This is a genomic window from Streptomyces sp. NPDC054813, from assembly GCF_053611365.1.
Map to the genome: position 1 here is coordinate 222360 of NZ_JBSHAF010000006.1, position 9531 is coordinate 231890.

The following is a 9531-nucleotide window of genomic DNA, read 5'->3' on the forward strand; positions in this document are numbered from 1 at the left end:
CCCGGCGGAGCCAGTCCGTCCGGACCGCCCACCAGGGCGTATCCGATCGGTACGGGCTAGCCTGAACCCCACCGAGCAGGCGAAAAGGACAGGAAAGTCACCAAGCGGTACTTCGGTAGAAAAAGGAAGCGGACCCATGGCAGCCGGCGCTCCCCGGATCTTCGTCTCGCACCTCGCCGGTATCGCCGTCTTCGATCCCAACGGCGACCAGGTGGGACGCGTCAGGGACCTCGTCGTCATGCTGCGCGTCGGCCGCAAGCCCCCGCGGCTGCTGGGCCTGGTCGTCGAACTCTCCACCCGGCGCCGCATCTTCCTGCCCATGACCCGGGTGACGAGCATCGAGTCCGGCCAGGTCATCAGCACCGGCGTGCTCAACGTCCGCCGCTTCGAGCAGCGTCCCACCGAGCGCCTGGTCTTCGGTGAACTCCTCGACCGCCGCGTCCAGCTGGTCGAGACCGGCGAGGAGGTCACCGTCCTGGACCTGGGCGCACAGCAGCGGCAGGCCCGCCGGGAGTGGGAGGTCGACCGCGTCTTCGTCCGCAAGGGCCGCACGGGCACCTTCCGGCGGACCAGGGGCGAGTCGCTCACCGTCGACTGGTCGCAGGTCACCGGCTTCTCCCTGGAGGAGCACGGCCAGGGCGCCGAGAGCCTGCTCGCCACCTTCGAGCAACTGCACCCCGCCGACCTCGCCAACGTGCTGCACCACCTCTCCGCCAAGCGCCGCGCCGAGGTGGCCGCCGCGCTGGACGACGACCGCCTGGCCGACGTACTCGAAGAGCTTCCCGAGGACGACCAGATCGAGATCCTCGGCAAGCTGAAGGAGGAGCGGGCGGCGGACGTCCTGGAGGCCATGGACCCGGACGACGCGGCCGACCTGCTCGCCGAGCTCCCCGAGGAGGACAAGGAGCGGCTGCTGAGCCTGATGCAGCCGGCGGACGCGGCCGAGATGCGGCGGCTGATGTCGTACGAGGAGCACACGGCCGGCGGTCTGATGACGACCGAGCCGATCGTATTGCGGCCCGACTCCACCGTCGCCGACGCCCTCGCCAGGGTCCGCAACCCCGACCTGTCCCCGGCCCTCGCCGCCCAGGTCTACGTCTGCCGCCCGCCCGACGAGACCCCGACCGGCAAGTACCTGGGCACCGTCCACTTCCAGCGCCTGCTGCGCGACCCCCCGTACACCCTGGTCAGTTCGCTCCTCGACGACGACCTGCAACCGCTCGACCCCGAGGCCACGCTGCCGCTCATCGCCGGGTTCTTCGCCACGTACGACATGGTCGCGGCGCCCGTGGTGGACGAGACCGGGTCGCTGCTGGGTGTGGTGACCGTGGACGACGTCCTGGACCACATGCTGCCCGAGGACTGGCGGGAGACCGAGTTCGACCTGGACGAGGAGGAGCAGGACAAGGGGGTGGGGAGCCGTGACACCTGAGCGTGAGGGCACCCGGGAGCGGACCCCGTCCGGCGCCACCGCCGCCACCCGGCCGCGCGGACCCCGTCTGGACCAGCCGCGCCCGCCGCGCCGCAGGCTCCTGCCCGAATGGGACCCGGAGGCCTTCGGCCGGCTCTCCGAGCGCATCGCGCGTTTTCTGGGCACCGGGCGGTTCATCGTCTGGATGACGTTCGTGATCATCCTCTGGGTGCTCTGGAACATCTCGGCGCCCGGCAGGTTCCGCTTCGACGAGTACCCGTTCATCTTCCTGACCCTGGCCCTGTCCCTCCAGGCCTCCTACGCGGCCCCGCTGATCCTGCTCGCGCAGAACAGACAGGACGACCGCGACCGGGTCAACCTCGAACAGGACCGCAAGCAGAACGAGCGTTCCATCGCCGACACCGAGTACCTGACCCGGGAGATCGCCGCGCTGCGCATGGGCCTGGGCGAGGTGGCGACCCGGGACTGGATCCGTTCCGAGCTGCAGGACCTGCTCAAGGACGTGGAGGAGCGGCGGGACGGCCACGGCGTATTCCCGGCAGAACGGTCGGCAAGGCGTGACGTAGACGACCGGTGAGGGGCGTTATAGGGGCACCGCGCGTCGCCGTACCATCGTGTGTATGGCTAGCGAAGACGCGGTGCGCGAGGCACTGGCGACGGTGAACGACCCGGAGATCAACCGACCCATCACCGAACTGGGGATGGTCAAATCGGTGGAGATCGGGGAGGACGGCGCGGTCGCGGTCACCGTGTACCTGACGGTCTCCGGATGCCCCATGCGGGACACGATCACCCAGCGGGTCACCGAGGCGGTCTCCCGCGTCGACGGTGTCACCCGCGTCGACGTCACCCTGGACGTGATGAGCGACGAGCAGCGCAAGGAGCTGGCGTCCGCGCTGCGCGGCGGCCAGACCGAGCGTGAGGTGCCCTTCGCCAAACCGGGCAACCTCACCCGGGTCTACGCGGTCGCCTCCGGCAAGGGCGGTGTCGGCAAGTCCTCGGTCACGGTCAACCTCGCCGCCTCGATGGCCGCCGACGGTCTCAAGGTCGGTGTCGTCGATGCCGACATCTACGGCCACTCGGTCCCCCGCATGCTCGGCGCGGACGGCCGCCCCACCCAGGTCGAGAACATGATCATGCCGCCGTCGGCGCACGGCGTGAAGGTCATCTCGATCGGCATGTTCACCCCGGGCAACGCCCCGGTGGTCTGGCGCGGCCCGATGCTGCACCGCGCCCTCCAGCAGTTCCTCGCGGACGTCTACTGGGGCGACCTCGACGTCCTCCTCCTCGACCTCCCCCCCGGCACGGGTGACATCGCCATCTCGGTCGCCCAGCTGGTCCCGAACGCCGAGATCCTCGTCGTGACGACGCCTCAGCAGGCGGCGGCGGAGGTCGCCGAGCGGGCCGGCTCCATCGCGGTCCAGACCCACCAGAAGATCGTCGGCGTGGTCGAGAACATGTCCGGCCTGCCCTGCCCGCACTGCGGCGAGATGGTCGACGTCTTCGGCACGGGCGGCGGCCAGGTGGTCGCCGACGGCCTCACCCGCACGACGGGTACGAACGTCCCGGTCCTCGGCAACATCCCGATCGACGTCCGCCTCCGCGAGGGCGGCGACGAGGGCAAGCCGGTCGTCCTGACCGACCCCGACAGCCCGGCGGGCGCGGCCCTGAGGGGCATCGCGGGGAAGCTGGGCGGACGCCAGCGCGGCCTTTCGGGACTGTCCTTGGGGATCACCCCGCGCAACAAGTTCTGAGAAACCCGGGGCCCGGCGCCCCTTCAGGGGCACGGGGCTGCATCAATGTGCGGCTCCGCCGGGTGGACGCGATCAACCACAGCGCAGTCGAAGCCGCAGCCGCAGCCGCAGCCGCAGCCGCACAGCCCCCTACGGCGAAGGGGCGCCACCAACCACCGGCGCCCCTTTTCTCATGCGTACGCGGCAATGTCCTTGATCACCGCGAACCCCAGCCCGTACGCGGACATCCCCCTGCCGTACGCCCCCACATGCACCCCCTGCGACGTGGACCCGGCGAGCACCCACCCGAACTCCGACTCCCGGTAGTGGAACGGCGTGGCCACCCCGTCCACCGGCAGCGAGAGCGTGGACCACTCCGGCCCGCTCAGCTCGTCGGCCAGCTCCCACGCCGTCTCGGTCTGCTGCTCCAGCCAGTCGTCCCGCAGGCTGTGGTCCATCTGCCCCGGCCAGGTGAAGGACAGCAGCCCGACCCCCGCCAGCCACGCGGCCGACGAGACCGACGTGGCCTCCAGCAGCCCCGTCCCGTCGGCGCTCCGCCGGGACGGATTCGCCGCGACGGTCACGACCACCGCGAACTTCTCCCTCGGCTCACCGACGGACGCGGCCAGGTGCTCGTTCCGCACCGACGGCTCGTCGCCGTGCCCGATCGACCCGTGCTCCACCGCACCGTCGGCCGCCGTACCCACCTGCATCAGCCAGCGCGGCCCTGTGAACGCCTCGTCGAGGCCGTACCACGGGAAGGGTGCCTCCAGGTAGCCGTTGACCGTGCGACGGGCGGAGGGGACCTGCTGTCCGTTCTCCGCGACCGGCGAATGTTCGCCCACCCGACTTGTCGTCTCCATCTGCCCGGACGCCTCCTAGCTCTCGTCGGTCCGGGGCGGCCCGCCCCCCTTCGGGCGCACTCGTCCGGTCCGCACAACAACTCGGCAGCATATCCACACCGCTGGGACCAGCAGCGAAACCGCCCGGCGCGTGGGTCGCGCGGGCGGCGGGATCAAGCCGTGAGCGGCGCACACGCGGTATGAAACGCGTCACGTACGCCGCTCACGCCAGAGTGTCCGGTACGGCTCAGGTGGCGTCCGCGTCGAACGGCGGACGGTCGTCCTTGCCGGGGTCCTCGGGCTTCTTGGTCATGTCGATCCGGCCACCCGCGGAGCCCGTACCCGTGGAAGGGGAGGAATCGGTCTCGCGGCTGTGCACCGCGTCCGTGACCTCGGCCATCTCCTTCTTCAGGTCGAAGCCGTTGCGGATCTCCTTCAGCCCCAGCTCGTCGGTGTCCAGGTGCTTGCGGACGAAATTCTTGGGGTTGAGGTCCTCGAACTCGAAGTCCTTGAACTCCGGACCGAGTTCCTCTCGGATGTCCGCCTTGGCGCTCTCCGAGAACTCCCGGATCTTGCGGATGGTCCGCATCACGTCCTGGATGACCTTCGGGAGCTTGTCCGGACCGAAGACGAGCACGGCGAGCACGACGATGGTCACCAGCTCGAGTGGTCCTATGTCATTGAACACCTGAAGCTCCTTGCGATGTCCTCGGTCCTCGGCCCTCCGGTCGCTGTTGCGGGTGTTCCGTGGTCCGGGCCGGGTCCACGGTACCCGGCGTACCTGTCCGACCGGTACCGTCCCGAGGTGTCCGACCGCGTGTGTACGACCGGTTTTCCGGGTTGTTTGCCTAGTCGGGGCACGCGTGCGGTCCCGGCTGTGACGTTTCTGTCAGTTCCTGTCCGCCGAACCGAGGACCAGCGAGAGGTGTTTCTCGGCGCCTGCCGTACGGCGAGCGACGGCGGGTGCTGCACGGGCGGAGCGGGGGCCCACGGGCCCGGGCGGCCGTAGGGCGGGGTGCTGTAGGGGTCGGGGGCGTGCCGGGGCTGCTGGGGCTCTTGGGGGCGGTCGGCGGCCGGGGCGGGCGGCTCCAGCGCGAAGTCACCCTCGGCATCGGCCTCGGAGGCCTCCCGAGCCCCCTGGACCTCCTCAGGCTCCACAGCGTCCCGAGGCTCCGGTGACTTCGGCATCCCCTCGTCCATGGTCTCCTCGCGGGCGAACCTCGGCCCGCGCTCCGAGGTGGGCCGAGGAAGGTCGAATCCGTGCCCGGGGCAGCCGCCACGGGCATGGTCAGCTCACAGGATTCGACCAGGTTCGCGGGTCACCGCGCAGGGCCGTCCAGCAGGTGGTCAGCGGGCCGCGCGGGAGGACGGGGAGGGAGCGGAGGTCGTGTCGGGGACGGGTGCGGCGAGCAGTGCGGCGCCGGTCGCCTCGGGCGTACTGGTCCACGAGGTGAGGGCGAACGGCGGGTTGGCGGTCAGCGGCCGTATCAGCGGGGAGACGGCGGCCGCGCCGGCCAGCACCGGTGCGGTCAGCTCACGCAGCGCCTTCTCGCCGGCGGCCGGGGAGGGCACCCCGGGCAGCAGCGGCGCGGAGACCGAGGTGGGGGCCGCGGTCGTGGCGCTGCCGAGCAGGGTGCCGGAGGACAGCAGCGGGGAGAGCGAGCGGCGGCGCTGCGCGTCGGCGGCGCCCGCGGTGCCCGCGCCCGCCGTACCCGCCGGGGCGACGCTGCCGCCGCCCGTGCCGCTGCGGGTGTCGGCGGCCGGGGAGCCGGGCAGGCCGGCGGTGACCCCGCCGAGGGCGACGGCGGCCAGCGAGACCGCGCCGGCGGCGACGAACGCGAACCGCATGCCGCGCGAGGCGGAGCGGTCGGCGTCCGGGCGGCCGACGGGGTGGATACGGAAGCCCCGGTCGGCGGCCACGGCCGAGTCGTGCGGGTGGGCCGGGACGTAGCCGAACTCGAAGCGGTCCTCCTGGCGCACGCCGAAGACCCCGCTGTCGGACCGGCGTCCCGAGGGATCTCCCCCGCCGAACGGCGAACCGTCGGTGTCGCCACCCCCGGGCAGCCCCTGGAGGCGGGCCAGGAAACTCTCGGAGGGCGGGGGCGGGGCGGCCTCCGCGAAGACGTTCTTCAGCGCGCGCTGGGCGTCGGCCTCCGCCTTGCACCTGGCACAGGTCGCCAGGTGGGCCAGGACACGATCACGCGACTCATGGCCGAGCTCTCCGTCCACCAGGGCGGAGAGTCGGTCTCCCAGGTGCTGCTCGGCGAGCTGTCGCTCGGCGGGTTTCGGTCGTGAACCACTCACGCGGACGCGCCCCCTCCTCCCAGTGCGGGAACACGGGGCACGAAGGAGCGGCGCTCGGCCTTGCGGGCTTCCGGGGAGCGGTGCGCGAGGGCCTTGCGCAGCTGGGAACGGCCGCGGTGGATCCGGGAGCGGACCGTGCCGAGCTTGACGCCGAGGGTCGCGGCGATCTCCTCGTACGACAGGCCCTCGATGTCGCACAGGACGACGGCGGCGCGGAACTCGGGCGCGAGGGTGTCCAGGGCCTGCTGCACGTCGGCGTCGAAGTGCGCGTCGTTGAAGGCCTGGGACGGAGTGGGCTCGCGGCTGGGCAGGCGCTCGGCCGCGTCCTCGCCGAGGGCGTCGAAGCGGATGCGCTGCTTGCGCCGGACCATGTCGAGGAACAGGTTGGTCGTGATGCGGTGCAGCCAGCCCTCGAAGGTGCCCGGCGAGTAGGTCGACAGAGAGCGGAAGACGCGGACGAAGACCTCCTGCGTGAGGTCCTCGGCGTCGTGCTGGTTGCCGGTGAGGCGGTAGGCCAGGCGGTAGACGCGGCCGCTGTGCGTGCTGACGATCTCCTCCCACGTGGGCGGAGTCCATGCCTGCCCGTCCGCGTCGGTGGAGAAGGTCGCGGTCCGGTCCTCGCCCACGGCGAGCACGTCGGCGTGGCTGGGGTCAGCAGCGGTGTCGTTCACGGATTTCGGCCTGCCCGCCGATCCGAGGAAGCGCCGTAGCACTCCTCCCCGATCCCCGGGTGCGGCCGCACCTCCCCTGTCGGCTCTGGTGGTGTCCAGTGGAGCCCCTACCATAGCCACCTCGCCCGTTAGCACCGGATAAGCGGTTTTACGAGAATTTGATCTCTGCTGGTACGGCTCATCCGACCGCATCAGCGGTTGCTCGACCGCCGTCTCGTCATCGTGATCCATTCGTGTCCCCCCGCCCTGTCTTCCACCCCTCTAAACGCCTGGTCCCATCTGCGGGTTCCCGGCACCAACGGATACAGTCACGCCCAGGCAACCACGGGGACAGGAGAGGGTCATTACCGGCAACCGGCAGACGAGCTGGGCGTTCGCCGACGCCTTTGTCGCCGAGGACGAAGCGCTGCGGTGGGCCCGTGACCGGGCCCGCGACGCAGGGCTGCGCTCGGTGTCGCCCGGCACGGGTGCCGCCCTGCGTCTGCTCGCCGCCTCCGTGGACGCCAAGGCGGTCGCCGAGATCGGTACCGGGTGCGGGGTGTCCGGGATGCATCTGCTGCACGGCATGCGCGCGGACGGTGTCCTGACGACCGTCGACCCCGAGCCGGAGCACCAGCAGTTCGCCCGGCAGGCCTTTCGTGCCTGCGGCTTCGCCAGCAACCGGGCCCGCTTCATCCCGGGCCGCGCCCTCGACGTACTTCCGCGTCTCGCGGACGCCGGTTACGACCTGGTGTTCTGCGACGGAGACCGGCAGGAGTACTCCGACTATCTCGCTGAATCGTTGCGCCTGCTGCGCCCGGGCGGCCTGGTGGTCTTCGAGGGCGTCTTCGCCAACGGCCGCACGGTCGACTCCGGGCCGCAGCCGACCGAGGTGCTGCGGCTGCGCGAGCTGCTGCGCACGGTCCGGGAGAGCCCGGAGCTGGTGCCGTCACTGCTGCCGGTGGGCGACGGACTGCTCTGCGCCGTCAAGCGCTGACCCCGCCGGGGAAGGACCGGGGGTACGGCAGCGCCCCGGCACCGCATACAGTGCCGGGGCGGCCGAAAGGGTGTGGTCGCTGACGCCTCAGACGACGACGTTCTTGAGGGCGTCGGCAAGCGCCGCGGCCTCGTCAGGGGTCAGCTCGACGACGAGCCGACCGCCGCCTTCGAGCGGAACGCGCATGACGATGCCCCGCCCCTCCTTGGTCACCTCGAGCGGGCCATCACCCGTCCGCGGCTTCATGGCCGCCATGCTGGTTCCCCTTCCTGAAAACAGCTCATCGTCTGCCGACGGCCCACGAGGGCACGCGTGATCCTGGCGGGACACGCGGCACCGGCATCGAACACATTGCTTCCAAGCCATTATCCCGCATCTCAGGACCCGATGACCAACATCAGTCGGCATCGCTTGAGCAACGCGCGCGAGCAAAACCACCCAATTCGGCGATGTGACTGCGATACTGCGCCGCCCCGCGTCCTTACGCCGACCGAGTAGGCTCCGGTTTTCTTTGACGCAGGTCACACGACGGGTCCGGTCCTCGAACGGCGATCTCCGCCATGCTGTCCTTCGGACGCAGACGTACCGAGCGGTACGTCAGCCGCGACGACGGAGACGACGGAGGGGACGCACCATGACCGACACCGTGCTCTACGAGGTGAGCGACGGACTCGCGACGATCACGCTGAACCGCCCCGAGGCGATGAACGCGCTGAACATCGCGACGAAGGTCGCGCTTCGGGAGGTCGCGCAGGAGGCGGCGGCCGACACGGCCGTCCGGGCGATCCTGCTGACGGCCGCCGGGGACCGGGCGTTCTGCGTGGGCCAGGACCTCAAGGAACACATCACGCTGCTCGCGTCGGACCGGGAGACGGGTTCGGGGCAGACGATGACGACGGTCCGGGAGCACTACAACCCGATCGTGCGGGCGCTGGCCGGGGCGCCGAAGCCGGTGGTGGCCGGGGTGAACGGTGTCGCCGCCGGCGCCGGTCTCGGGTTCGCGCTGGCCGCGGACTACCGCGTGGTCGCCGACACGGCCGCCTTCAACACGTCGTTCGCGGGGGTCGCGCTGACCGCGGACTCCGGGGTGTCCTGGACGCTGCCGCGGGTCGTGGGGCCGGGGCGCGCCGCCGACCTGCTGCTCTTTCCCCGGAGCATCAGCGCGCAGGACGCGTACGAGCTGGGCATCGCGAACAAGGTGGTGCCCTCGGCCGAGCTGCGGGACGAGGCCGAGAAGGTCGCCCGGAAATTGGCCGAAGGACCGACTGTGGCGTACGCGGCGCTGAAGGAGGCCGTCGCCTACGGGCTCACGCACTCCCTCGACGAGACGCTGGACAAGGAGGACGAGCTGCAGGCCCGGGCTGGTGCTTCGGAGGACCACGGAATTGCCGTGCAGGCGTTTGTGAACAAGGAGAAGCCGAAGTATCTGGGGCGGTGACCCGCCGTGGGGAACTGCGGGTGTGATGTGGCTGGTCGCGCAGTTCCCCGGGGCCCCCCCCGGGGCGCCAGCCCCCCCCCCGGTAGCAACGTGTTCGCTGACCCCCCCCCCGGCGACCTACGGGGGTGGCACGCG

10 protein-coding genes are annotated in these 9531 nt (G+C 71.1%); 5 read left to right on the plus strand and 5 right to left on the minus strand.

From position 1 onward, the window contains the following. Positions 1–136 precede the first annotated feature (136 nt). The 3 genes from ACWGJB_RS14245 to ACWGJB_RS14255 are packed head-to-tail and all read left to right on the plus strand — an operon-like array spanning position 137 to position 3186. Positions 137–1432 carry a magnesium transporter MgtE N-terminal domain-containing protein gene (locus ACWGJB_RS14245; protein WP_453380441.1) on the plus strand — a complete coding sequence of 432 codons (1296 nt, stop codon included), beginning with the start codon at positions 137–139 and terminating at the stop codon, positions 1430–1432. Next, the gene (locus tag ACWGJB_RS14250) at positions 1422–2009 is read left to right on the plus strand and encodes a DUF1003 domain-containing protein (RefSeq protein ID WP_453380442.1); all 588 of its coding nucleotides are present in this window, start codon (positions 1422–1424) and stop codon (positions 2007–2009) included. Before ACWGJB_RS14245 ends, ACWGJB_RS14250 begins: the two co-directional genes overlap by 11 nt. Before the next feature lie 43 nt (positions 2010–2052). Beyond that, complete coding sequence (locus ACWGJB_RS14255) at positions 2053–3186, plus strand: Mrp/NBP35 family ATP-binding protein (RefSeq protein WP_453380443.1); 1134 nt, start codon at positions 2053–2055, stop codon at positions 3184–3186. 170 nt (positions 3187–3356) lie between these two features. Here the strand turns inward: ACWGJB_RS14255 and ACWGJB_RS14260 are convergent, their stop codons facing one another. The 4 genes from ACWGJB_RS14260 to sigE all read right to left on the minus strand — a co-directional run bounded on the left by ACWGJB_RS14260 (position 3357) and on the right by sigE (position 7024). Next, positions 3357–4028 (minus strand): hypothetical protein, encoded by a 672-nt coding sequence (locus ACWGJB_RS14260; RefSeq protein WP_453380444.1) that lies wholly within the window; start codon positions 4026–4028, stop codon positions 3357–3359. 226 nt (positions 4029–4254) lie between these two features. Further along, positions 4255–4695 (minus strand): sec-independent translocase, encoded by a 441-nt coding sequence (locus ACWGJB_RS14265; RefSeq protein WP_453380445.1) that lies wholly within the window; start codon positions 4693–4695, stop codon positions 4255–4257. A 659-nt stretch (positions 4696–5354) separates the two neighbouring features. After that, complete coding sequence (locus ACWGJB_RS14270; protein ID WP_453380446.1) at positions 5355–6311, minus strand: anti-sigma factor family protein; 957 nt, start codon at positions 6309–6311, stop codon at positions 5355–5357. Next, complete coding sequence (gene sigE, locus ACWGJB_RS14275; RefSeq protein WP_453380447.1) at positions 6308–7024, minus strand: RNA polymerase sigma factor SigE; 717 nt, start codon at positions 7022–7024, stop codon at positions 6308–6310. Before sigE ends, ACWGJB_RS14270 begins: the two co-directional genes overlap by 4 nt. Before the next feature lie 235 nt (positions 7025–7259). On the opposite strand from sigE, the gene ACWGJB_RS14280 reads away from it, so the two are divergent. Next, a complete protein-coding gene (locus ACWGJB_RS14280; RefSeq protein WP_351745689.1) occupies positions 7260–7958 on the plus strand; it encodes an O-methyltransferase in 699 nt (232 codons plus the stop codon). 87 nt (positions 7959–8045) lie between these two features. Here the strand turns inward: ACWGJB_RS14280 and ACWGJB_RS14285 are convergent, their stop codons facing one another. Further along, positions 8046–8213, minus strand: coding sequence for a DUF3117 domain-containing protein (locus ACWGJB_RS14285; protein WP_004950282.1), 168 nt, complete (start codon positions 8211–8213; stop codon positions 8046–8048). A gap of 379 nt (positions 8214–8592) precedes the next feature. On the opposite strand from ACWGJB_RS14285, the gene chcB reads away from it, so the two are divergent. Continuing rightward, positions 8593–9396 carry a 2-cyclohexenylcarbonyl CoA isomerase gene (gene chcB, locus ACWGJB_RS14290; RefSeq protein WP_453380448.1) on the plus strand — a complete coding sequence of 268 codons (804 nt, stop codon included), beginning with the start codon at positions 8593–8595 and terminating at the stop codon, positions 9394–9396. Positions 9397–9531 lie beyond the last annotated feature (135 nt).

Coding starts and splice junctions, on each gene's coding strand:
- ACWGJB_RS14245 (WP_453380441.1), top strand. CDS start 137: ATGGCAGCCGGCGCTCCCCGGATCTTCGTCTCGCACCTCGCCGGTATC.
- ACWGJB_RS14255 (WP_453380443.1), top strand. CDS start 2,053: ATGGCTAGCGAAGACGCGGTGCGCGAGGCACTGGCGACGGTGAACGAC.
- ACWGJB_RS14260 (WP_453380444.1), bottom strand. CDS start 4,028: ATGGAGACGACAAGTCGGGTGGGCGAACATTCGCCGGTCGCGGAGAAC.
- ACWGJB_RS14285 (WP_004950282.1), bottom strand. CDS start 8,213: ATGGCGGCCATGAAGCCGCGGACGGGTGATGGCCCGCTCGAGGTGACC.
- chcB (WP_453380448.1), top strand. CDS start 8,593: ATGACCGACACCGTGCTCTACGAGGTGAGCGACGGACTCGCGACGATC.